Source organism: Salinibacter sp. (assembly GCF_042218895.1).
Lineage (GTDB): Bacteria > Bacteroidota > Rhodothermia > Rhodothermales > Salinibacteraceae > Salinibacter.
The window spans coordinates 1-21766 of record NZ_JBDGQQ010000115.1 but is presented as its reverse complement, the minus strand read 5'-3'; the positions used below and the strand labels follow the sequence as shown (position 1 = coordinate 21766).

21 protein-coding genes and 1 pseudogene are annotated in these 21766 nt (G+C 62.0%); 18 read left to right on the top strand and 4 right to left on the bottom strand.

Annotated features, from left to right (window positions below; all coding sequences use genetic code 11):
• Positions 1 to 29: 29 nt before the first annotated feature.
• Complete coding sequence (locus ABEL04_RS10150; RefSeq protein ID WP_375802277.1) at positions 30 to 752, top strand: copper resistance protein B; 723 nt, start codon at positions 30 to 32, stop codon at positions 750 to 752.
• A 62-nt stretch (positions 753 to 814) separates the two neighbouring features.
• Positions 815 to 2236: an NAD(P)/FAD-dependent oxidoreductase gene (locus ABEL04_RS10145; protein WP_375802276.1), complete on the top strand. Its 1422-nt coding sequence runs from the start codon at positions 815 to 817 to the stop codon at positions 2234 to 2236.
• 54 nt (positions 2237 to 2290) lie between these two features.
• Here ABEL04_RS10145 and ABEL04_RS10140 read toward each other — a convergent pair.
• Positions 2291 to 2833, bottom strand: a pseudogene (locus tag ABEL04_RS10140) (amylo-alpha-1,6-glucosidase); the annotation flags it as partial.
• Between the two features lie 5 nt (positions 2834 to 2838).
• Between ABEL04_RS10140 and ABEL04_RS10135 the strand changes: the two are divergent.
• The 16 genes from ABEL04_RS10135 to ABEL04_RS10060 all read left to right on the top strand — a co-directional run bounded on the left by ABEL04_RS10135 (position 2839) and on the right by ABEL04_RS10060 (position 19006).
• Complete coding sequence (locus ABEL04_RS10135; protein WP_375802275.1) at positions 2839 to 4224, top strand: permease; 1386 nt, start codon at positions 2839 to 2841, stop codon at positions 4222 to 4224.
• 128 nt (positions 4225 to 4352) lie between these two features.
• On the top strand, positions 4353 to 4895 hold the full coding sequence (locus ABEL04_RS10130) for a PCYCGC motif-containing (lipo)protein (RefSeq protein ID WP_375802274.1): 543 nt from the start codon (positions 4353 to 4355) through the stop codon (positions 4893 to 4895).
• Between the two features lie 3 nt (positions 4896 to 4898).
• Positions 4899 to 5540 (top strand): TlpA family protein disulfide reductase, encoded by a 642-nt coding sequence (locus ABEL04_RS10125; protein ID WP_375802273.1) that lies wholly within the window; start codon positions 4899 to 4901, stop codon positions 5538 to 5540.
• A 65-nt stretch (positions 5541 to 5605) separates the two neighbouring features.
• Entirely contained in the window at positions 5606 to 6301 is a 696-nt protein-coding gene (locus ABEL04_RS10120; protein ID WP_375802272.1) for a redoxin domain-containing protein, read from the top strand.
• Positions 6291 to 8201, top strand: coding sequence for a cytochrome c biogenesis protein CcdA (locus ABEL04_RS10115; protein ID WP_375802271.1), 1911 nt, complete (start codon positions 6291 to 6293; stop codon positions 8199 to 8201). Before ABEL04_RS10120 ends, ABEL04_RS10115 begins: the two co-directional genes overlap by 11 nt.
• Positions 8202 to 8222: 21 nt before the next feature.
• On the top strand, positions 8223 to 10691 hold the full coding sequence (locus ABEL04_RS10110) for a heme lyase CcmF/NrfE family subunit (protein WP_375802270.1): 2469 nt from the start codon (positions 8223 to 8225) through the stop codon (positions 10689 to 10691).
• 38 nt (positions 10692 to 10729) lie between these two features.
• Entirely contained in the window at positions 10730 to 11191 is a 462-nt protein-coding gene (locus tag ABEL04_RS10105; RefSeq protein ID WP_375802269.1) for a DUF2085 domain-containing protein, read from the top strand.
• 46 nt (positions 11192 to 11237) lie between these two features.
• Entirely contained in the window at positions 11238 to 11564 is a 327-nt protein-coding gene (locus ABEL04_RS10100; RefSeq protein WP_375802268.1) for a hypothetical protein, read from the top strand.
• A 733-nt stretch (positions 11565 to 12297) separates the two neighbouring features.
• Positions 12298 to 12639, top strand: a complete 342-nt coding sequence (locus tag ABEL04_RS10095; protein ID WP_375802267.1) for an SPW repeat protein — start codon at positions 12298 to 12300, stop codon at positions 12637 to 12639.
• Positions 12640 to 13070: 431 nt separating this feature from the next.
• Complete coding sequence (locus ABEL04_RS10090) at positions 13071 to 14153, top strand: glycosyltransferase (protein WP_375802266.1); 1083 nt, start codon at positions 13071 to 13073, stop codon at positions 14151 to 14153.
• 74 nt (positions 14154 to 14227) lie between these two features.
• A complete protein-coding gene (locus ABEL04_RS10085) occupies positions 14228 to 14512 on the top strand; it encodes a YHS domain-containing protein (protein WP_375802265.1) in 285 nt (94 codons plus the stop codon).
• 199 nt (positions 14513 to 14711) lie between these two features.
• The gene (locus tag ABEL04_RS10080) at positions 14712 to 15149 is read left to right on the top strand and encodes a MerR family DNA-binding protein (protein ID WP_375802264.1); all 438 of its coding nucleotides are present in this window, start codon (positions 14712 to 14714) and stop codon (positions 15147 to 15149) included.
• A 76-nt stretch (positions 15150 to 15225) separates the two neighbouring features.
• Entirely contained in the window at positions 15226 to 15447 is a 222-nt protein-coding gene (locus ABEL04_RS10075) for a heavy-metal-associated domain-containing protein (RefSeq protein WP_375802263.1), read from the top strand.
• 60 nt (positions 15448 to 15507) lie between these two features.
• The gene (locus ABEL04_RS10070; RefSeq protein ID WP_375802262.1) at positions 15508 to 18036 is read left to right on the top strand and encodes a heavy metal translocating P-type ATPase; all 2529 of its coding nucleotides are present in this window, start codon (positions 15508 to 15510) and stop codon (positions 18034 to 18036) included.
• A gap of 43 nt (positions 18037 to 18079) precedes the next feature.
• Complete coding sequence (locus ABEL04_RS10065; RefSeq protein ID WP_375802261.1) at positions 18080 to 18277, top strand: SHOCT domain-containing protein; 198 nt, start codon at positions 18080 to 18082, stop codon at positions 18275 to 18277.
• 132 nt (positions 18278 to 18409) lie between these two features.
• On the top strand, positions 18410 to 19006 hold the full coding sequence (locus tag ABEL04_RS10060; RefSeq protein WP_375802260.1) for a halocyanin domain-containing protein: 597 nt from the start codon (positions 18410 to 18412) through the stop codon (positions 19004 to 19006).
• A gap of 484 nt (positions 19007 to 19490) precedes the next feature.
• On the opposite strand, the gene ABEL04_RS10055 is transcribed toward ABEL04_RS10060, so the two are convergent.
• The 3 genes from ABEL04_RS10055 to ABEL04_RS10045 all read right to left on the bottom strand — a co-directional run bounded on the left by ABEL04_RS10055 (position 19491) and on the right by ABEL04_RS10045 (position 20996).
• Entirely contained in the window at positions 19491 to 20081 is a 591-nt protein-coding gene (locus ABEL04_RS10055; protein WP_375802259.1) for an IS1634 family transposase, read from the bottom strand.
• A 184-nt stretch (positions 20082 to 20265) separates the two neighbouring features.
• Positions 20266 to 20607 carry a hypothetical protein gene (locus tag ABEL04_RS10050; RefSeq protein ID WP_375802292.1) on the bottom strand — a complete coding sequence of 114 codons (342 nt, stop codon included), beginning with the start codon at positions 20605 to 20607 and terminating at the stop codon, positions 20266 to 20268.
• A 143-nt stretch (positions 20608 to 20750) separates the two neighbouring features.
• Positions 20751 to 20996 carry a transposase gene (locus tag ABEL04_RS10045; protein ID WP_375802258.1) on the bottom strand — a complete coding sequence of 82 codons (246 nt, stop codon included), beginning with the start codon at positions 20994 to 20996 and terminating at the stop codon, positions 20751 to 20753.
• Between the last annotated feature and the right edge of the window lie 770 nt (positions 20997 to 21766).

Genomic DNA, 21766 nt, shown 5'->3' with positions numbered 1-21766 from the left:
CCTTTCACACGCGCTAACCCCACTGAATGATGAATACCCTCAAATACCTCGTTGGAACGGTCCTAGCGGCCCTGCTTCTGGTCAGTGTGCCACAGGCAGCCCGCGGGCAGACGATGGACGACAAGATCTACCCGAAGGTTCTCTTCGACCAGCTCGAATACGTCCCGAAACCGGCCGGACAACCCGTTAGCCTCGAAGCGGTCGGCTGGGTTGGGGGCGACCTCAATCGCTTTTGGCTCCGTGCGGAGGGGCAGCAGTCGACCCTTGAGTCCGAAGGGGAAACCGAAATTGAAGCCCTCTACGGGCGCCTCATCACGCCCTTCTTCGATGCGGTGGCCGGCGTGCGGGTCGACCGAAGCTGGGAGGACGCGGGGAAGACCCGCGGCCACCTCGCGGTGGGGTTGCAGGGAGTGGCTCCGTACCGGTTTGAAGTCGAGCCGACCCTCTACGTGAGCGACGACGGAAACGTCTCCGCACGGTTCGTGGCCGCCTATTCGTTCCGGTTCACGCAGCGGCTGGTGCTGGAGCCGGAGGCGGAACTGAACGCGGCCCTGCAGGACGTGCCGGAATGGGGCGTCGGCACAGGGATCAACAACCTCAACCTGGGCCTGCGACTCCGCTACGAGTTCCACCGCAAGTTTGCCCCGTACGTCGGCTACGACCAGAACTGGCGGTTCGGCGAGACGGCCGACCTCGCCGGGGGCGACGCCGGCGACGGCGCCTTCGTCTTTGGCGTGCGAATTTGGCGCTGACGCTACACTGCGCGCAAAGGCATCCTGGATACGTATTTCCACGACAAACGGAGGTATTCACAATGGAACGTACTTCTGCAACCGAGCGCTCAACGGACCATTCTGGAAACGGAACGTCGAGCGCGCGGCCTCGGGTCGTGGTCCTCGGGGCCGGGTTTGCCGGAATTGAGGCGACGCAGTGCCTGGACGGGGCCCCCGTGGAGGTCATGCTGGTGGACCGGAATAACTACCACAAGTTTCAGCCCCTGCTGTACCAGATCGCGACGGCCGGGCTCACGTCCGGCAACGTGACGATGCCGATTCGGGACCTTCTGCGAGGGCAGGACAACGCGCAGTTTCGGCGCGCCAACATCGTCGACATCGATCCGGACGCACAGCGGATTCACGCCGAAGACGGGGCCTCGATGGTCTACGACGTGCTCCTCTTCGCCCCGGGAGCGGTCACCAACTACATGGACATCGAGGGAGTGCGGCAGTACGCCTTTCCCATGAAGGACATTCCGGACGCGCTCAATCTCCGTAATCACATCCTCGAACGCTTCGAGGAGGCCGACTGCAACCCCGACCTGCAGACCTCCTGTGCCCTGGACACCGTCATCGTGGGCGGGGGCCCCACCGGGGTGGAGACGGCGGCCATGCTGACGGAGCTCTTTCAGGAAACGATGTGTCGCGACTTTGCCTGGGCCGATCCCGACACCGCTCAGGTGCACCTGCTCGATCGGGGGGACGCCCTCATGAGGGGGTACTCCCCTTCCCTTCGCGAATACGCGCGACAGTCCCTCGAACAGCGGGGCGTCAACGTACAGCTCAACACGTCGGTGACCGCGGTGACCGAGACGGGGGTCGAGACGAACGACGGGTTCATCAAGGCCGGGACGACGGTCTGGGCGGCGGGCGTGCGTGCCCATCCGCTGGCGGAGACGCTGGCAGAAGCGGTAGGCGTGACGCCCGGCCCCGCCGGTCGGCTTCCGGTCACCCGTGCCCTGCACGTGTCCGATCATCCGTCGATATTTGCGGTGGGAGATGTGGCCGCGGCCCGCACCGCGGACGGGGATCTTTATCCGCAACTCGCCCCCGTGGCTATCCAGCAGGGCCGTCACGCCGCCCGGCAAGTCCGACACCAACTGAACGAGGAGCCCCTCCAGCCCTTCGAGTACAATGACCTCGGGAAAATGGCAACCCTGGGGCGGAACGCCGGCATTGCAGAACTCGCAGGCGGAATCAAGCTGAAAGGCGTGCTGGCCTGGCTCCTCTGGGCGGCCGTCCACGTGGCAAAGCTCCCGGGCCTGCGCAACCGGCTTATTGCCTTCATGAACTGGTTTTACAACTACCTCACGTACGACCGAAAGGCGCGCATGATTGTGGACACGATTCCGCTCAATCGGGAGGCCCACCCGTCCATTCGTCGACACTACCGGCGGCTCGAAGTCCTAGACGACGAGGGGGTTAGTCGGGAATTTGCGAAGGCCGACGCACAGCTATAGGACGGCCCGACGTCGAAGGAACAGACGCGCATCAGCCTTCGGCCGACTGGGCAATCACGCGTCGTCGGACGGACGGGTCGTCGCGACCTGCGCTTCGAGAAGCTGCGCGACGCCCCAGGCCTGGGCCGGGGTGCCGCGGGGCGTGAAGGGGGCGTCACCGTCGAAGATTTCGCTGATGCTCCCGACGCCGTGCCCGGCGAGGTGGCGGCGGAGCGGGGCGAGGAAAGAGCGGGCGGTGTCCGGGTCGTCGTAGACGCGCAGGTGGGCCTTCACGAACGGGCCGATCAGCCAGCTCCAGACGGTGCCCTGGTGGTAGGCGCCGTCGCGGGCCTCGCGCCCGCCTTCGTAGCGCCCCACGTAGTCGGGGTCGTCGGGCGAGAGGCTGCGCAGGCCGTGCGGGGTGAGCAGGTGGGCGGCACACGCGTCGACGACACCGTGCTGCTGCTCGGCGGTCAACGGGCTGTGCGGCAGCGACACCGCCAAGATCTGGTTGGGCCGCAATTGGTCGCTGTGGCCGTCCGGGCCGTCGAGCACGTCGCGGCAGTGGCCACGGTCCAGATGCCAGAAAAGGCACCGTTGTCGAAAAGACGAGTCAGCTTATGATGATTGACGGACTTCTCGAAGCTCTTCGAATCGGGTTTGGCTTTCTCTGGACGGCCGCCTGGGCCATCATCATGGGGCTCACGATTACAAGCCTCGTACAGGTCTATGTCTCGAAGGAGCGCATGGCGCAGGTCCTCGGCGACGGCAGCATCGGGAGCCTGGTCAAGGCCACACTCTTCGGCGCGGCCAGCAGTGGGTGCAGCTTTGGGGCCGTGGCGATCGGGAAGGGGCTCTTCAAAAAGGGGGCACACGTAGTCAATTTCCTGGCCTTCATGTTTGCCTCGACGAATCTGATCGTCGAGCTGGGTCTCATGATCGTCATTCTGCTGGGTTGGGAGTTTCTTGCTGCCGAGTTGCTCGGGGGCCTTATCCTAATCGCGGTAACGGCCGTTCTCGTCCACCTGACCCTCCCAGAAAACCTCTTCGAGAAGGTTCGGGAGACTCTCGCCGCGCAGGATGCTGAGATGGGCGTAGACGAAGATCCCACCTGCGGCATGGAGGGGAAGGACGAGTATGCTTTGACGACTGAGGACGGAGAGACCTTGAAGTTTTGCTCTGAGGGCTGCATGGAGACGTACCGCCAGCAGGCGGCCGGCATCGGTGATTGGCAGGACGACCTCCGTTCTTGGGGCGGCTGGTACAAGATTGCCAACCAGTTTCGAAAGGAGTGGTCGATGATCTGGAAGGACGTGGTCGGGGGATTTCTCATCTCCGGGTTCGTCATCGTTTTTGTGCCACAGTGGGTTTGGAACGCCCTCTTTCTCCAGGGAGAAAGCCTTCTGGTGACCGCAGAGAATGCCCTGATGGGGACCGCGATCGCCGTGATTAGCTTCGTGGGCAGTATGGGAAACGTCCCCTTCGCCGTCGCGCTATGGGGCGGTGGAATCGGCTTCGCCGGCGTCATCGCTTTCGTCTACGCCGACCTCATCACGATACCGGTTCTCAACGTCTATCGGAAGTACTACGGCTGGAAAGTGATGGCGTACATCCTGGCAGTCTTTTTCGTGACGATGGCGTTTACGGGCTTCGTCATGGAAATTCTCTTCGATGCATTCGGGATCGTTCCGGACCTGGCGGGAGGCCAGACGGCCACCGAGCAGACCTACTTTGCGCTCGACTACACCTTCTACCTCAACCTCATCGCATTCGGGCTGACCGGATTTTTGACCTACGTGTATCGGCGAGGTCTCGGGGCTCCGGGGCAGTACCGGGACCCTGTGTGTGGGATGCGCACGGGCGCAGATAGCCCGAGCACGACCTACGACGGCAAAACGTACCGCTTCTGCTCGAAGAGGTGCAAGCACACCTTTGAAGGGGATCCGGACCGATTTGCCGGAGAGCCGCCGACCCTCGCGGAGGCCGCCTCCGAACACGCGCACCACTAATCGTGGTCGCTTGCGTTCCACCCTGCCCGTCCAAGAGCGAAGCCGTCGTTTGCTAGAGGTCCGAACCAGGAATCCGATGAGGTGCCCATCAGTGAGCGATCCCTTTTCATGACACCCACTGTCGATCCATGCCCAGCTTCACCCGCCATTTGATCTTCTTCGGAATCGGGGCCGGACTGGCGGCGCTCGTGCTGTTTGTGTACACGGAGTACCGAAGGCCTGAGCAGGGAAAGACACGCTCGACGGCAAAGGCTCCAACGACGCAGCAGCGCCAGCAGCCGTCTTCCCAGAGCCCGATCCCTGGTCACCTCCGCAGGGACGGGCTGCGCCTCCGACCCAGCGGGCGTTCTGACTCTTCCGGTGTGCTCTCCCCCGGGCGGTTTGAGCGCCCGGAGGTGAAGCGCGCGTACCAGATCGCGCGCAAGATTCCCGCGACGCTCAATAAGCTTTACTGCTGGTGCAAGTGCGAAAACCGCGGAATTCACCGTTCCAACCTCGCTTGTTTTGAAGACCAAATGGCCGCGAGCTGCGCCGTCTGCCGGGGCACGGCGAAGATTGCCTACGACATGAAACAAAAGGGAGTGACCGACCCGGCGAAGATTCAGGCCGCCGTCGATAAGAAGTGGGGTCCGAAGTGGGCACGCAACCAGCAACAGGATCAACCGGGATAAGGCATGAAAATCTTCTCCAGATGGCACCTCGGCGCGTTCCTCGTGGGCATCGGCGGGGGAGTGGCGCTGATTTTCTTCCTCGGTGGGGGAATGGGGCTGGGAGGACGTCTCGACGGGACCGGCCTTTTTGGCTCTTCGGGCCGACCGGGAGGGGAGGAGTCCCCCGAACCACCGAAGGCCCCGGACTTTGCCCTGGAGCGACTCAACGGGGAGACGTTTCGGCTGACCGAGCATCGCGGAACGGTCGTGGTCATTAACTTCTGGGCGACCTGGTGTCCGCCCTGCCGAAAAGAAGTCCCCGACTTCGTCGACCTTCAGAAGTCGATGAAGGACGACGTTCTTTTCATTGGAGTGTCACTAGACGAGGGGGGAGCCGAGAAGGTGCGCGCCTTCACGGAAAAGTTTGGTGTCAACTACCCGGTCGTGATCGACGACGGAACGGCCGCTAAGAAGTACGGGCCGATCCCCGTGATTCCGACCTCCTTTATCGTCGATCCCAAGGGGCGCGTCCGGCTCCGATCGGTCGGGCTTCTCACGAAGGAGACGCTTCGCCCGGTGCTTCGGGCCCTGGCCCGGGGAGAGGCGCTGGGGACGGTTGGCCCCCCGTTTCAACGGGTCGGCGACAGGTTCGGAGCGAAAAGATAACCCGAGAGCCCGTGACGGGGTCAAAACAAGACAGGGCCACCACAACAAGACGCAAACTGCACGCAATGCCACTCAATTCCACGGTAACGTTTTTTGGAGTCGCCCTGCTTATGGGGAGTGGCGTCGGCCTGCTCTACCTCATTTTGCGGCGCCGCTCTCCGCCTCGCCCGGAAGGCGCGCTCGAATGGATCGGGGCTACGCTCGCCCTGTCTGTCGTGCTAATGGGAGGAGGAATTGCCGCGCTAACGCTGGCTGGATCCTCGACCGGGGAGGAGAAGAGCACGGCGGTAACCGGCACCGAGGCGCCCAGGCTTCGTTTTCGACTCGTCGACAGCAACGAGCCGAAGACGCTCCGCGACTACCGAGGGCAGGTCGTGCTCCTGAACCTGTGGGCCACCTGGTGCCCCCCGTGCTTGGATGAGCTTCCCCAGCTGAACCGTCTGCAGAAGACGCATGGACCACAGGGGCTCGTCGTCGTCACAATCTCCGACGAGCGTCGCTCCACCATCCGGCGCTTCGAGCGGGAGAAGCTTCAACTCAACACGGTCAGTGGATACCTGCCGCAAGACCGGTCCTGGCCTGCTCCCTATAGCCGGGTCCGCCAGTCTCGCCCTTATAGTTTTGTGATCGGACCGGAGGGGATAATCCGAGACTTCTGGTCCGGCGCTGGGGACTACTCCACCTTCGTAGAGGCCGTCCGCCCCTACCTCGCGAACCCTGTCTCTTCTGACAAACCGTCCCCGAGGAAGGATGCGCAGTAGCATACTTTTGGCCCGACCGGTACTGAATGGCCGCCTCTGGATGGCGGGTCTGGCCCTGATTGCGATTTTGGGGGCCTTTGCGACTGGGGCCTCGGCCCAGCAGCAGGGGCGAAGCGCCGCGCGGGTTTCGGTGGACGCCCGGCTTAGCCGGACCGCCGTGCCCGCCGGCGACACGGTGCGGGCGGCCGTGGTGCTCGACATTGATGAGGGCTGGCACGCTAACGCCCACAAGCCAACCCTGGAGTACTTGATCGGCACGGCGCTGACGACGAACGCGCCGGAGGGGGTTACGGTCGACACGACGGAGTACCCCGAGCCCGAAATGTTCAGCTTTTCCTTTGCAGGGAACCAGAAGCTGGCCGTCTATAGCGGGCGAACACCGATATTTCTGACGCTGCGGATCGCGCCCAGTCTCCAGCCGGGCCGCCGCGTGCTGAAGGGGAGCCTTCGCATCCAGATCTGCAATGACTCGGTCTGCCTGCCGCCGTCCACACTCCCGGTCACGCTTCCCATAGAGGTCACCGCTGATTCGAGGGAAGGGCGGCCCACAAATCAGGCGCTCTTCTCGGGAGGAACCGGTGGCATTTCGGCGTCGCAACCGACACCAGAGGCTACAACACCAGGGACCGCACCCGGCGGCATAGATCAAGCCAGCACCAATCAGATCGCGTCGATGTTCGACCAGCGGGGCCTGGTGCTGGCGTACCTGGGCATCTTTGTGATCGGTCTGGCCCTGAACCTCACGCCCTGTGTATACCCCATGATGTCGGTGACCGTCTCGTTGTTTGGGGTTCAAAAAGAGAATCGTCTGGTCTGCTCCTTTGGCCGGGCGAGCATCTACGTGCTCGGTATCGCCACCATGTACAGCGTCCTGGGCACGATTGCCGCCGTCACGGGAGGTCTTTTCGGGGCGGCCCTGCAGAGCCCCTGGGTGTTGGGAGCGATCGGCGTGCTCCTGTTTGCGATGGCCCTCGGCATGTTCGGCGTCTATGAACTGCAGCCTCCGGCCTGGCTTCGCAGTCGGCTCTCCGGGGCCCATCAGGCGTCAGGCCTCGCGGGGCTGTACCTCTCCGGGCTGGTGGTGGGCGTCTTTGCTGCGCCCTGCATCGGGCCGCCCACCGTGGCGCTCTTGGCCTTTGTCGGATCACAGGGCGACCCATTTTTCGGCCTTTCAGCGTTTACGGTGATGGGCCTTGGGCTGGGAGCGCCGTACCTGGTTCTGGGAACGTTCAGTGGACTGTTAGGCCGGCTGCCGAGCACCGGAGTCTGGATGGTGTGGGTCAAAAAGCTCTTCGGCATTGTCATGGTCGGGGCGGCGCTCTTCTACCTTGGCCTGGCGGTCGTGCCCGATTACGCGATCTACGCCGTCCCAGTGACCCTCGCCGCCGGGGGACTGTACCTCGGCTTCCTGGAGCGATCCGGTCGTCCCGGAAATTGGTTCCGGCGTGTCAAGTGGACCGTCGGGGCGGCGGCCCTCGTTGCCAGCATCGCCGGCATCCAGGTCTTGCAGGAGCCGTCGATCGAGTGGCGTTCCTACTCCGACGATGCACTAATCCAGGCCCAACAGGCGAGCCGACCGGCGCTTCTCTACTTTTCTGCCGACTGGTGCGTCCCCTGCATCGAACTCGACCGCACCACCTTCACCGACGAAGAGGTAATCGGGGCCACGAGTACCTTCGTCCGGTTGAAGGCCGACCTCACGCGCTACGGATCGCCGGAGGCCAAAGCCCTGCGCGAGCGCTTCGACGTGGCCGGCGTCCCGACGCTGGTATTTTTGGATGGAAGCGGAAAAGAAATTACTCAATCCCGGACTGTCGGATACGTGGGTCCCGACCCGTTCCTGCAGCGGGTACGCGCCGCCGAGAGAACCCTTTCGGACTCTGCTCAAACCTCGAACTAAAACGTTCACGTCATGCTCGGTATGGTCGGACAACTGCTGCTTTTTGTCGCCTTTGCCGCCAGCGCGCTGTCCGCGGCGGCCTACTTCGCGGCGGCGCGGGGCAGCGACACGGAGCCGTTGTGGAACGCGCTGGGGCGGGTCGGCTGGGGCGTGGTGACGCTGACGACGACCGCCGCGTTTGGGCTTCTCGTCTATCTGCTCTTCACCAAGCAGTATCAGTACGCCTACGTCTACAAGCACGTCTCGAACGACCTGAGCTGGTATTTTACCCTTTCCGCGCTGTGGGAAGGGCAGGAGGGGTCGTTCTTGCTTTGGATCGTGTACACGAGCCTCGTCGGCGGGGCACTCCTAATCTGGACCTCGCGCGAGTACGAAGCCCCGGTGATGACGGTCTTCGGGCTCTGCCAGGTGTTTCTCGTCTCGATGATTGTCGGGCTCCCGGTCGGGCCCATCGAAATCGGCTCCACGCCCTTTGAGGGGCTGGCCGAGGCCTTTCCCGAGGCTCCTGTCTTCCAGTCCAATTCTGGGTACGTGCCTCCCGATGGGCAGGGGCTCAATGAGCTTCTCAAAAACTACTGGATGGTCATCCATCCCCCTGTTCTTTTTCTCGGGTTTGCGGCCATGACCGCACCGTTTGCCTACGCCGTCAGTGCCCTGTGGAAGCGGCGCTACACCGGGTGGGTACGCCGTGCTCTTCCCTGGACCCTTTTTGCGGTCGCCGTCCTGGGGTTGGCGATTGCCATGGGGGGCTACTGGGCCTACGAGACGCTCTCGTTTGGGGGCTACTGGGCGTGGGACCCCGTTGAGAACGCTTCGCTGGTGCCCTGGATCGTAGGAGTCGCCGCGCTCCACGCCATGCTCATTCAGAAAAAGAGCGGTCGCGGCCACAAGGCGGCGCTTCTCCTGAGCGTGCTGGCCTATATGTTCGTCGTCTACGAGAGCTTCCTCACCCGCAGCGGCATCCTGGGCGACGTGTCGGTCCACTCATTTGTAGACCTCGGCCTGTACAACCAGCTTCTCATCTGGATGGCTGTGATCGCGCTGGTGGGGTTCGGCCTCTTTGCCTGGCGCTACCGGGAGCTGCCAACGCCCGAGCACGAGTCCTACGCCCTCTCCCGAGAGTTTCTCATGTTCTGCGGCGTCGTGTTGCTTACGGCGACGGCCACGGTCATCATCGTGGGCACCAGCGCCCCGATCTTGGGGCACCTCGTTCGGGACCAGCCCTCCGCGGTGCCCACCGACTTTTACGACCGCTGGACCTTGCCTCTGGCAATCGGCATCGCGTTTCTGGCTGGGCTCGGACAGCTCTTTTGGTGGGAAAAGATGACGGTCGAGCGCATCAACCGCGCCCTTCGCGTGCCCGTTGCGCTGGCGACGGCGTCGACGGCTTTGGTCCTCACCGTAGCGCCGTTTGTAGCCCGCACAATTCGGCCCGGGGCTGGGGGAGCCTCTTCCTCGACTGCCGACGCCGGGCTCCTGAGCGGGCTGAGCGGCACCTGGAGCGTGTACGGGCAAAGCTTGCTTCTGCTTCTGCTGACGTTCATGGCCTTTTTTGCCCTCTATGCAAACGGGGCCGTGCTCTGGCGCATCGTTCGGGGGAATCCACGCATGGCGGGCGGGGCCCTCTCGCACGTGGGGTTTGCGGTCCTGCTCCTGGGAGTAGTGGGCTCCGCTGGGCTGGAGGATCCGCTGCAGGTGCGGGGGGGCAATGGGGAGAAGCGCGACTACTTTGTGCTCATGAAAGGGGAGCCGCGCACGGTGGAGGGCTACCGGATGCGCTACGAAGGAACCGAGCGGACGGAGGCCGGCCGCACGGCCTACCGGTTACACGTGAAAGGCCCGGAGGGGGAGCCCTTCACATTGAGGCCGGTGGCTTATAAGAGCGGCAACCAGTGGTTCCAGGACCCGGCAATCAAGACGTTTTTCGCCACGGACCTCTTCACCTCCGTCTCCCCGCGCGCGATGCAGACCGACCTCGAAAGCAAAAATAAAGTCGATGGCAGTGCGGGCAAGCCTCCGGGCGGGCAGCTCACGATGGCTGAGGGCGACTCGACGACCATCGGAAACGGATCGTTCGCCCTCGAATTTGCCGGCTTCGATCCACAGGTCTCCTCTCCTCGCGTGCCTGACTCCGCGAAGATCGCCGTGGCCGCCCGTATGGAGGTGACGAACCTGCAGACCGAGGAGACGCGCCGGATTCGCCCGATTTATCTCGTGATGCAGGATCGGTCGCAGAAGTCCGTGCAGAGCGTGATTAAAGACTGGAAGCTGGCTGTGAGCTTCAACGGCATGAACGTGGACAGCGGAAAGGCCCACCTCAAAATCACGGGCGCAGAGGTCCCGAAGCAGGACTGGGTCGTCGTCCAGGCGTCGGTCAAGCCGTTTATCAACGTGTTTTGGCTCGGCGTCCTCATCCTGACCGGGGGCTTCGTCGTCGCGATGGGACGTCGCGTTCAAGACCTGCGGTTCTGGCGCCGCCGCAGCTCGTAGGCCCACCCGTGCGAAAGGCAAACTGATTTTCCTGGCCGATGACGAGTCCTTCCGAAGAAATGGGCTTTTGGAAAGGGTGGGCGGCGGCCCTCGGTGTGGCGTTTCTGCCCCTCCTGTTAGCCTCGACTCCCCCTTTTCTCGGCCCCAGCGGGCGGGCCCTCATCATGCGGGTTTTTGCGCCGCTCTGTCACCAGATGCCGTCCCGGTCACCGTACCTCTGGGGCGTGCAGCTGGCAGTCGGTCACCGCGTTTACGGCCTGTTGATGGGCCTCTCGCTCGGCGCAATCGCTTTCGCGGCCCTGGTCCGGCACGATCAGGTTGTTCGGCGGTGGACCCCCCAGATTTTCGCGGTGAGCGCTCTGCCGATGGCCGTGGATTGGGCGCTTGGCTGGTTCGGCTTATGGGCCAACACGCCCCTTAGCCGGATGCTCACCGGCGGTCTCTTCGGCGTGGCGGCCGGGTACTGGCTCACGCGCGCCATCCTGCAGGCACTCCGATAGCGGGTAAACCGCTCAACCTTTTTAGCCGACTGCATTTTCGAGAATTATGACTGATACGAAGGACGCCTCGCCTAGCGATCACACCTCCTCGTCTCCACCGGGTGAGGACTCAAGCCCTGACAGAACGGGATTCGGAGGAGCGATTCTGCGGTGGGGGGCTCTTGTCCTCGGCGTCGTTCTCTTCGGGATGCTGATGCGAAGCGTCCTGTATCCGTATCCGAACCAGTCCTACGCCGAAATCTCGCACGGCAACCACACGCACTACGTCCCGAAGAACCGCAACGAGACCGTCCCGATCTCGAATTTCCCCACCCGAGAGCCGGGGCCCAACGAGCGGATTACGCCGGACGGGGACATTATTTCGGAGAAGTAGGCCCGGCGGCCACGCCGCATTTCGGGTCCGGGCTCCCGACCAGATCGTACAAACAGATCACCGGCAAAGAGATGACCACCCGCCTTTCCTTTTGGTCCCGAATTGCCGCGTGGGGCTTCCTGCTCAATATGATCTGAGAGTTTGGACAGTGTCTTTTTCTCTACGACATGTGGAGCTGGGGCTTTTGGCGAGGGGCCGGATGGATGTGGGGCGCCATCTTCGGCGATGTACTGATTGTGCTCGGTGTTGCAGCGTTCGCGCGGCTGGCGGTTGGCCCGGCTGCTCTGGATCGAATGAACTGGCGAGCCTGGATCAGTCTCTTGTGGATCGGGCTCGTGGCCAGTATCGGGCTGGAGTGGGCCGCCCGCGCACTTGGGCTCTGGGGGTACAGCGTGTGGATGCCGACGATGACGGTGCTTGGGCACACTGTGGGCCTCTCTCCGATTGTTCAGGTCACGATGCTCCCCGCACTCAGTGTGGCATTAGCACAATGCCGGCACCAGGAACCGACGGGTTCATGAAGAGATGCAGAAGAAGCAAGGCTGTACCCAACTATAGACCTGTCTGTACGAGAACCCTATACCATACTATAGGGCGTTTGTAGAAATGAGCTCGAATGATGAGCAGTGCCCCTTCATTCAGGCTCACGTGAAAAAATTATCCGGTGGCCCGGTCCCGGCCACCGAACTTGACTTATCGGGGACATCTCGAACGGATCGAAAGAGGTATTGCCATGCAAGCAAAACGATGGACTCTCGGCATTCTCGGACTCTGGCTCATTCTGGCTACGTTCCTGACGCTCGGCTCGACGGGACACCTGTGGAATGACGTGATCGTCGGCGCCATCGTGGCCCTCACGAGCCTCACCGTAGGTGAGCGTGGGGGGTGGTCCTGGTTGGCCGGTTTGGCCGGCGTGTGGCTGATTGTAGCCGGCTTTATTCCGGCTCTCGTCACGGGCAGCGGACTGATCTGGAACAACCTGATCGTCGGGGCGCTGGTCGCGACCGCCGGTCTGGCCGTCGGCGGCCAACGGGACAAAGCGACCCGGACAGGGACAGCGGGAGCGGCGCAGTAGCGACGCGCTCCGCGGATGATAGACCGGTCGGCACTTCCTCCCGTTTTGCTTTACCGGGGAGGAGCCGGCCGGTCTTTCCACATACCACCCCAGACTCGACCTGAACCCCTACCATGGAAATCGCGCCCCCCATCCAACGAGAACGGCAGTCGAGGAGGCGAGAATCGACTTCACCGAATACCCAGATACAACTGCTTCTCCTTCCGGCCCAGGGAGGACCGTCGGTCCAAGAGCATCCGGAGGTGGCCGAACAGATCGAAAAGGGATGGCACATCCGGTCGGTGGCTCCCCGAGTTGTCGAGCCGGGGGAGGCTCGCTTTTTGGTCGTTCTTGCGAAGTCTCATGGAGAACGGGAACGGCGAATCCCAGAGTTGTCCCGGCGACTCTCGAGACCACGAGTTTTTTCCTCATCCCACTGATCGATGAAGAGTATGCTTCAAGGCGTTGGTGTCGGACACCGATCGATCGACGCGTACGAAGGCATAGCGCCCTCCGCTACGCTCGAGTCGCTCCGCGAGGTCGCAGAAGCGCTTCGGGGCGCCCGCGTCCTCCACCTAAACGCCACGCCCTACGGCGGAGGCGTCTCAGAACTACTGCGCTCCGTCGTTCCGCTGCTGAACGACCTCGGGCTCGTGGCCGACTGGAAAGTGATCTACGGGGACGATGCCTTCTTCGAGGTCACGAAAACCATGCACAATGCCCTACAGGGTTCAGGTGAAGGGCTAGACTCCTCTCAGGAGGACATCTACCTGGAAAATACCCAAACGAACGCGGAGCGTCTCGACGAGGTCTACGACTTCATCTTCGTGCACGACCCGCAGCCGGTGGCCGTTCCTGCCGTGCGGGGAACCGGAGAGGCCCGATGGATCTGGCGCTGCCACATCGACACGTCGGAGCCGAATCCAGGCGTTTGGGCCTTTCTACGTTCATATCTGGATTCCTACGACGCGGCCGTCTTCACCATGGAGGACTTTCTGCCTCCGGACCTCCCTGTCGAGCGGACCGAAATGATCCCTCCTGCGATTGACCCGCTGAGCCCCAAGAACTTCGACCTTCCGGAGGAAATGGCCCGCGAGGTCCTCGGTTGGATCGGCCTGGAACTCGACAATCCGCTTATCACGCAGGTGGCGCGGTTCGACCCGTGGAAAGATCCCCTGGGCGTGATTGATGCGTATCGCCTGGTACGGGAGGAGGTGCCCAACGCTCAGCTTGCCCTTGTCGGCTCGATGGCGCTCGACGATCCTGAAGGCTGGTCGATTTACGAAAAGGTCAAGGCCGAGTGCGAGCCTGATCCCCTCATGCACGTCTTCACCAATCTGACGGGCGTTGGCAACATTGAAGTGAATGCCTTCCAGCGCCTCTCCGATGTCGTCGTGCAGAAGTCCATTCGGGAAGGCTTCGGGCTCGTCGTTTCGGAGGCGCTATGGAAGCAAACGCCCGTCGTGGCGGGTCGGGCGGGGGGCATTCCCCTCCAGATGGCCGATGAAGTGGGGGGGAGCTCGTCGAAGACGTAGAGGAGTGCGCTGCGGCACTGATCGAACTGCTCAGCCACCGCGAAAGAGCCGCGGAAACCGCCCAGGAGGGCCGAATGCGGGTCCAGCAGCATTTTTTGCTGCCTCGGCTTTTGCTGAATCATCTCACGTTGATGCGAGATATTGCGGGAGAAGATGGAGCCCTTCGACGCGATCCCACATGGTTTGAGGAGCGCGATCCGGTTTGCGGCATGGCCCTCAGCGAGTCCGACCCCACCTTGTCTGTCAGTTGGAATGGGGAGCGTTACGGGTTCTGCTCGGAGCGGTGCAAGCGCCAGTTTCAAAAGCGCCCTGCCCACTATCTGCGTGCGATTGAGAATAAATCCCCAAACAATGAGTAGAGGAGGGAGCCGATCGACAGGCCACGCCATTGATAATCTGTGAATCTAAAAGCCTATACCCGGCTACAGGAACGATTGACGTGAACCTTATAGCGACCTATAGGCCGTATGAGAAATTGGCCTCGGATGCATTGCGATTGTGGCCGGTCCCCGGTTCAGCAGACGCGAGACACTTGCTCCAATAACACAAAACGGACAGATGGCTACCGAAACGCTTACCACCGGCGAAGTTGCCGACCGTGCCGACGTAAACGTTCAAACGGTCCGCTACTACGAACGGCGAGGACTCATCCCCGAGCCGCCCCGCTCCAGCGGCGGCTTCCGGCAGTACAGCCCCGATCACGTAACCCGCATCCGATTCATCAAGCGGGCGCAAGAGCTGGGGTTTACGCTCGAAGAAGCAAACGAACTGCTCCAGCTTCGCGTCACGCCGGATGCGGACCGTGCCGACGTGCGGGCAGTGGCTCAGGAGAAAATCGAGGAGGTCGAGGAGAAGATCCGCGACCTTCAGCGCATCCGGGACACGCTGGGCCACCTCGTGGAGGCCTGCGAGGGACACGGCTCCACCAGCGAGTGTCCCATTCTCCACGCGATGGAGGGCCCAGTCGGCAATGGCGCGAGCGCCATCCAAGAGTAAAGAGAAACCGAGACGCCCAATGCCGAGGGCCTCACACACCACGGATTTTCTTTCCAACCGAAACCCAAGCTTACCGATGACGACCGATCAGACGAAAACCCTTTCCGTCGACGGCATGAGTTGCGAGCATTGTGCTGAACGCGTGGCCGACGCACTTGAAGGCGTCGACGGCGTCGCCGAGGCAACCGTTGATCTGGACTCTGCGGAGGCCACCGTGAGTCTGGACGGAAACGTTTCGCATGATCGCCTCGGTGAGGCCGTCGACGAAGCCGGCTATGAGGTTCCGGCAGGCTCCTGATGCGCCGAATGCCGAACGCGTACCCACTGAACGTACCACATAAAATCCACAACGCATTCCATGCCTGCAGAGCAAAGCGACCGCCTGACCTTTCCAATTGAGGGAATGCACTGCGCCTCCTGCGTGAACACCGTCGACGACGCCCTCGAAGGGGTCGACGGCGTGGCAGAGGCGAACGTCAACCTTGCCACGGAGAAGGCGTCCGTCTCTTTTGAGAACGGATCGGTCGATTCCGAGGCCCTCGTCGAGGCCGTCGATCGGGCCGGATACGAGGTGCCGACCGAGAAAATGACTCTCCCTATCGAGGGGATGCACTGCGCCTCGTGTGTGAGCACGGTTGACGAGTTTCTGTCGGACGTACCTGGCGTGCTGGAGGCCAACGTCAATCTCGCCACGGAGAAGGCAACAGTGACCTACATTTCGGGCACGGCCACGAAGCGGAACTTCATCCAGGCCGTCCGGGACGCGGGGTACGACGTCGAGGAGACCGGCGAGGACGAGACTGCGGCCGAGTCGGCCACGGAGAAGACTGAGGAAAAGGTCGCTAAGGCCCGCTCGCGCATGTGGATCGCGTGGGCACTGACGATTCCGATTATCGCCTGGATGATTCCGGAGATGATCTTTGGGGTCGCGTGGCCGAGCGAGACGGTCTATCATCTGGGCATGATCGGCCTGGCGGCCCCGGTCCTCGGATGGGTCGGCTGGGAGACCTACCGGAGCGGCGTGAAGTCGCTGCTGAGCGGGGCGCCCAACATGGACGCCCTCATCGTACTCGGCACCGCGGCGGCGTTCCTCACCGGACCCGCCTCGTTCGTCATTCCCGTGGCGAGTTACGCGGGCGTGTCGGCCATGATCATGGCGTTCCACCTGACGGGCCGCTACATCGAGGAGTCCGCCAAGGGGCGGGCGTCCGAGGCGATCCGCAAGCTGATGGAGATGGAGGCAAAGACGGCTACCGTGCTGCGCGACGGGGAGGAGGTCGAGATTCCCGTCGACCAGGTGGAGGTCGGCGACGTGATGGTCGTGCGGCCTGGCGAAAAGATTCCGACCGACGGCGAGATCGTGGAGGGGGAAAGCGCGCTCGACGAGTCGATGGCCACCGGCGAGAGCATGCCCGTGCCGAAGGAGCCGGGCGACGAGGTCATCGGCGCCACGGTGAACCAGGACGGGCGCCTGAAGGTGAAGGCCACGGCCGTGGGGAAGGACACCTTCCTCTCGCAGGTGGTGCAACTCGTGGAGGAGGCCCAGGGCACGAAGGTGCCCATTCAGAACCTGGCCGACCGGATTACCGGCGTGTTTGTCCCGATTATCATCGGCGTCGCCCTCCTCACGTTTGCCCTGTGGATGCTGGCGCCGGGCCTCATGCAGCCGCTCGTGGATGCGGGCTCGTTCCTCCCGTGGGTAGTGACGGACCTGAGTGTCCTGACGCTCGCCATCGCCTCAATGGTGGCGGTGTTCGTGATCGCCTGCCCCTGCGCGCTGGGCCTGGCCACGCCGACGGCCCTCATGGTGAGCAGCGGCATGGGGGCCGAGCACGGCGTCCTCATCCGCTCCGGCGAGGCGATCCAGACCCTGAAAGACGTCGGCGTCGTCGTGCTCGACAAGACCGGCACCATCACGCGCGGGAAGCCGGAGGTGACCGACCTCGTGGCGCTGGGGAACTGGGACGAAGCGACGGTGCTCCAGCTCGTCGCCAGCGCGGAGCGTGGAAGCGAGCATCCGCTGGGCGAGGCGATTGTCCAACGCGCCGAAAGTGAGGAGCGTCTCCTGGACGAGCCCTCTGATTTCGAGGCCGTGCGCGGCAAGGGCATCCGGGCCATCGTGAACGACCGAGACGTTCTGGTCGGCACGCGAACGCTCCTGCGGGAGGAGGGCATCGACGTTGAGGCGGCCGAAGAACAGATGGAAACGCTCGAACACGAGGGCAAGACGGCCATGCTTGCGGCCATTGACGGGCATCTGGCCGGCATCGTCGCCGTCGCCGACGCCCTGAAGGAGGATTCCGTCCAGGCTATCGAGGCCCTGCACGACCTCGGCCTGGAGACGGCCATGATCACCGGCGACAACGAGCGCACCGCGCAGGCCGTCGCCGAGCAGGTGGGCATCGACCACGTCCTCGCGGAGGTGCTGCCCGACGACAAGACCGACGAGGTGAAGCGCCTACAGGAGCACTACGAGCGGGTCGCGTTCGTGGGCGACGGCATCAACGACGCGCCCGCCCTCACGCAGGCGGACGTGGGCCTCGCCATCGGCACCGGCACCGACATCGCCATCGAGTCGAGCGACGTGACGCTGGTGCGTGGCGAGTTGTCGAGCGTCGTCGAGGCGATCAACCTCAGCCGCGCCACCTTCCGCACCATCAAGCAGAATCTGTTCTGGGCGTTTGCCTACAACGTGGTCATGATTCCGCTGGCCGTGATTGGATGGATGCACCCGGTGCTGGCTGAGATTGCGATGGCGACCAGCTCGATCACCGTCGTCGGCAACGCCAATCGGCTGCGACGGGTCGACATTCGGCCCGACTATGAACGAAGCGAAAGCCCAACGTCGGCAACCACCGCTGAAGAGGCGGCCCCCGCAGCCGCCTGATCCGACCTCACCAACGTTTTCCTTTCCATTCTCCACTTGCGAAATGTTTATTCTCTGGATTCTGCTCATTCTCGGCGTGGGGTGGGCTCTCCTGTCGGTGCTTCGAGAGGGAAGCTCGCTTCCTTTTTCTCCCGCCGCGCGGGAGTCCCCGCTGGACATCCTCAAGCGCCGCTACGCCGAAGGGGAGATTTCGGCGGAGGAGTACGAGGCACGGAAAGAGCGGCTTGAGCAGAACCGGTAGGCACCGGCCCTGCTCAGGGGACTTAACTTGACTGCAAAATCGGAAAGAAGCCGCGAGTCCAATTTAGACGGTGGAAACGGTCCCAGCGGAAGCTGGACGTCACATTTTTCAATCACACACCGAGGTGTTCACATGAATACGCTACTGGCAGGATTCTCAGACATACGAATACTACTGGCTCTTGGCGCCGCCCTTCTGATCGGCGGAGCGTGGTACAGTGGAGCCGCCGCTCCCTTCGATACCGGCCCACACATGGGCATGAGGGGACAGAGCGGCGGACAGGAGGCCTCGAACTGCTGCTCCATGCACGGGGCGATGCATGGAAACGGGCCCGCACGGACGAATGGAACGGTCGATGAGGCCGTGGCTGACGACCTAAATCTCGGCGCGCAGACAAGAGAGTGGCTCGAAGGCACGCGCGGATTTGAGACGATCGAGGACCGGACCGGGGAGCGAGAGGTCGTGGTCAAAGTTGGAGCGGGCAACGGACTGACGTACGCTCCCGAAGCGGTACGCGTCGACCCGGGAACGACGATCCGGTGGGTGTGGACCGGCAACGGGGGATCCCATGACGTCGCGTTCGTCAACACGGACGTAAGTGCATCCCTTCGCGGTGAGCAGGGAGCCGAGTACACGTACACCTTCACCGAGCCCGGCGAATACCGGTACGAGTGCACGCCGCACGCCTCGGTTGGGATGCGCGGTATGGTGATCGTGGAGGAAAGCTGACAATGCGGATTCGTCCGCAAAATCAACGACACCAATCCCGGGAAAGTACAACCTTAATATTTGACGCAACGCACAATGGATGAATGTGGGGAGTACACTGGATTTGGTGGAGCCCTTGGATTCTCCTCATTGGGGGAGTCGCGTGGGCAATTATGCGCTCCCAGCAGGAGCCTTCGAGGACGATCCATTTCAGTCAGCCGGAGAGCCTGCAACCGTCGTCGAGGCCCCTCCTGGCACGTGCATCATTGATTCATTGATGAGGTTCGAATTTGATTTACACCGCCCTCCGATAGGGGTCGCTCTCAGTTTTGTCTATGCCGGGAAAGAACGGACCAGCATCAGACGGAAAGACGCAAATTCGCTCTGACGCGATGTCCTCGCGCGTTGGCAGCTCCGGAAAATTTCCCGAGGGGTACGTTTCGTTCAGGCAGGCCCGTGAGGAGCTTCCAGATCCGGAGCGTTTCAGCCGACCTTCCGCACCCGGCTAGGGCGGGCGAGAAGCATAAATTTTCTCGTATCTATGGCCCAACACAGTAACTATTCGCTCATGTCGTTCTTCCATGTTCAAAACAACCTCACGACTTCCATCAAGTAGCAGATGGATCCCGTGAAAGACCTGAAACACCCACCGGGCCGTCGGGCGCTGAGTTGGATTTCCCTTCTGGTCAGGGAACGCCAAGTCGTGGGTCTGTAGACCTTCTCGGATCCGCCACTCCAGGGCCGAATACACGAGCAAACACAGCGTCATGACCATCAGAAGCGCCGTGACCTGTTTCTCGTCCTGCAGGTAGATCGACGAGGCCATAAACCAGGGCTCCTTCAAAAAGCGGAACCCTCTCTCGACGCGGACCTGTCCTTTGTAGCCCCTTAGCATCTCCTCGGCGGGGAGGGTCTCCTCGTCGAGTCCGCCCATCGCCAGGATAAAAAGGCTCTTTTTCTTCAGAAGCTGGGCCTTGCGGGCCTCGGAAGGAACCAGCGTCCCGCCGATGAGCCACTCTTCGCCGGTCTTTTCGAGCCGGTTTCCTTCTCCGCCGGTCGAGGAGGACTCTTCCAGCGTGTAGCCGATCTTCCGCACCCCGCTGGCGGCCTGGCGTATGTCAGAGATTAGGCATTAGTATGGTACAATCATCATATGTTCGTACACATGTGTAGACTGAATCCGCCCCAGCACTCTGTTTCCGCCTGCATCGAAACCGACAGCGACTGCCGATTCGCACTTGTCGCGAGGAGTCTGGTCGACAGGGAAGCGCGGGAATCCTCTAAAATATACAACTAATGGTCCAATTTTGGGTACAAACCATGGATAATTCTCCAAATTCAGTCACCCCGGTGGAGGGGGTGCGGAAGATGGGCTCCAGTGGGCCTGGATCCTGACCTTCCACGAGATTGAGTTGTCCGGAAGCCTCCTCCAGAATTTCCTGCACGGGCGAGGGCTCGGATTTCGATACCTGGCGAGGCAGAGCCAGCTCATGCTCGCTAGGAAGCCGTCTGAGCCGTCCTGTGTTGATCGTCTGCCCGGTACGCTCTTCAAGCTCAGGGAGGATCCGGCGGTACCCGTAGCCTGGATGCTCACAGATGATCTCGCGCACGTGCTTCATCAGTTTCTGGTCTTCCTCGGAGAGGCCGTCGGGACGGTTCTGTCGGTAGTAGTAGGTGCTTTTAGGCAGATCGATTGCCTTGAGGCACCGATTGAGTCCGCGTTCTTCTTTGTGCTGACCTGTTGGGCGGACCTTCTCGGTCGTGGTCAGCTCTCGCCCAAAAAATTCTTCAGCAGGGCGATCTCGACCTCCTTCTTACCGACCATGCGCTCCAGTTTGGCGATCTTGTCCTTCTTCTCTTTGAGCTCATCACCTCCACCGAAGGCCTTCGAGCCATTCTCTTTGAGCTTCTTCTTCCAGTTTGACAACGTGACCGGGTGGATGTCGTAGGTTCTGGCAACTTCGGCGTCGGTTGTGAAAGTAAGGCAGTGGCGCGTATGAGTTACGTTCAACTTTCCTTTTCTTCCTCAAGGCCGTTTCCGCTGTCCTTCTTCCCGAACGGAACGTACGGTTTTGACCGTATTCCGCTCTCCACAAGGACCTCTGGGGATCTCTCCCTCCGTTCCGCTTTCACCTACAACGCCTACATTCATAGGCTTAGCTTCCCTTCCACCTTCCTCCACAGGCAGGTTTCTATCTTCGGGGGACTGAATCCCTACCTCCTGCCGTGGCCATAGGCCACTCGCGGGTTCCGGTTTTTGGTTACCTCGCTTACTTGGTATTCGATCCTTGCTTCGGCCCTTCACGTAGTGTCCGTGACTTGCACGGCTCCAAAGCTACTGCGACCGCTCCGCCGTCCTGTCTGTGCATTGGCCGATCTAGGAGCCTTGTCATCACAGACAGAACTTCCCAGGTTTCCAGGCTCATTCCTTTCGTCCAGCGTAGGTGCTTCCTTGCCCGTGTGCCTTGTACCTCTCTTCGAGGCTGTCCCGGTTGGACCTTTGCGATCAAGATTCAAAGTCCTTGCGACGTTAAGCCATTCCGCTTTGTGGAATCCCGATGGAAAGGATCCCATGTAACCGAGCTTCCCTACGCCCATGGTCCCTGCCAAGAGCGTTCCCCGATTCTGCTTGGTGACAGTGGCGGTCCGCTTAGTGAGGGGACGTGTGTTCTCACAACGCTTCTTTATCTCCTCATGCAGTGGCTTTGGGAAGGGGTCCAGATTTCCCGATGGCACTGAGGAAGTTACCTTGCGATCGTCTTGCTGGACATTACGCCACGG

What these genes read in the sequence shown, in the direction of transcription:
- ABEL04_RS10145 (WP_375802276.1), top strand. Translation starts at nt 815, where the DNA reads ATGGAACGTACTTCTGCAACCGAGCGCTCAACGGACCATTCTGGAAAC.
- ABEL04_RS10065 (WP_375802261.1), top strand. Translation starts at nt 18,080, where the DNA reads ATGTTTATTCTCTGGATTCTGCTCATTCTCGGCGTGGGGTGGGCTCTC.
- ABEL04_RS10060 (WP_375802260.1), top strand. Translation starts at nt 18,410, where the DNA reads ATGAATACGCTACTGGCAGGATTCTCAGACATACGAATACTACTGGCT.
- ABEL04_RS10110 (WP_375802270.1), top strand. Translation starts at nt 8,223, where the DNA reads ATGGTCGGACAACTGCTGCTTTTTGTCGCCTTTGCCGCCAGCGCGCTG.
- ABEL04_RS10100 (WP_375802268.1), top strand. Translation starts at nt 11,238, where the DNA reads ATGACTGATACGAAGGACGCCTCGCCTAGCGATCACACCTCCTCGTCT.
- ABEL04_RS10130 (WP_375802274.1), top strand. Translation starts at nt 4,353, where the DNA reads ATGCCCAGCTTCACCCGCCATTTGATCTTCTTCGGAATCGGGGCCGGA.
- ABEL04_RS10085 (WP_375802265.1), top strand. Translation starts at nt 14,228, where the DNA reads ATGCGGGTCCAGCAGCATTTTTTGCTGCCTCGGCTTTTGCTGAATCAT.
- ABEL04_RS10120 (WP_375802272.1), top strand. Translation starts at nt 5,606, where the DNA reads ATGCCACTCAATTCCACGGTAACGTTTTTTGGAGTCGCCCTGCTTATG.
- ABEL04_RS10070 (WP_375802262.1), top strand. Translation starts at nt 15,508, where the DNA reads ATGCCTGCAGAGCAAAGCGACCGCCTGACCTTTCCAATTGAGGGAATG.
- ABEL04_RS10125 (WP_375802273.1), top strand. Translation starts at nt 4,899, where the DNA reads ATGAAAATCTTCTCCAGATGGCACCTCGGCGCGTTCCTCGTGGGCATC.
- ABEL04_RS10095 (WP_375802267.1), top strand. Translation starts at nt 12,298, where the DNA reads ATGCAAGCAAAACGATGGACTCTCGGCATTCTCGGACTCTGGCTCATT.
- ABEL04_RS10075 (WP_375802263.1), top strand. Translation starts at nt 15,226, where the DNA reads ATGACGACCGATCAGACGAAAACCCTTTCCGTCGACGGCATGAGTTGC.
- ABEL04_RS10090 (WP_375802266.1), top strand. Translation starts at nt 13,071, where the DNA reads ATGCTTCAAGGCGTTGGTGTCGGACACCGATCGATCGACGCGTACGAA.
- ABEL04_RS10105 (WP_375802269.1), top strand. Translation starts at nt 10,730, where the DNA reads ATGACGAGTCCTTCCGAAGAAATGGGCTTTTGGAAAGGGTGGGCGGCG.
- ABEL04_RS10115 (WP_375802271.1), top strand. Translation starts at nt 6,291, where the DNA reads ATGCGCAGTAGCATACTTTTGGCCCGACCGGTACTGAATGGCCGCCTC.
- ABEL04_RS10080 (WP_375802264.1), top strand. Translation starts at nt 14,712, where the DNA reads ATGGCTACCGAAACGCTTACCACCGGCGAAGTTGCCGACCGTGCCGAC.
- ABEL04_RS10135 (WP_375802275.1), top strand. Translation starts at nt 2,839, where the DNA reads ATGATTGACGGACTTCTCGAAGCTCTTCGAATCGGGTTTGGCTTTCTC.
- ABEL04_RS10150 (WP_375802277.1), top strand. Translation starts at nt 30, where the DNA reads ATGAATACCCTCAAATACCTCGTTGGAACGGTCCTAGCGGCCCTGCTT.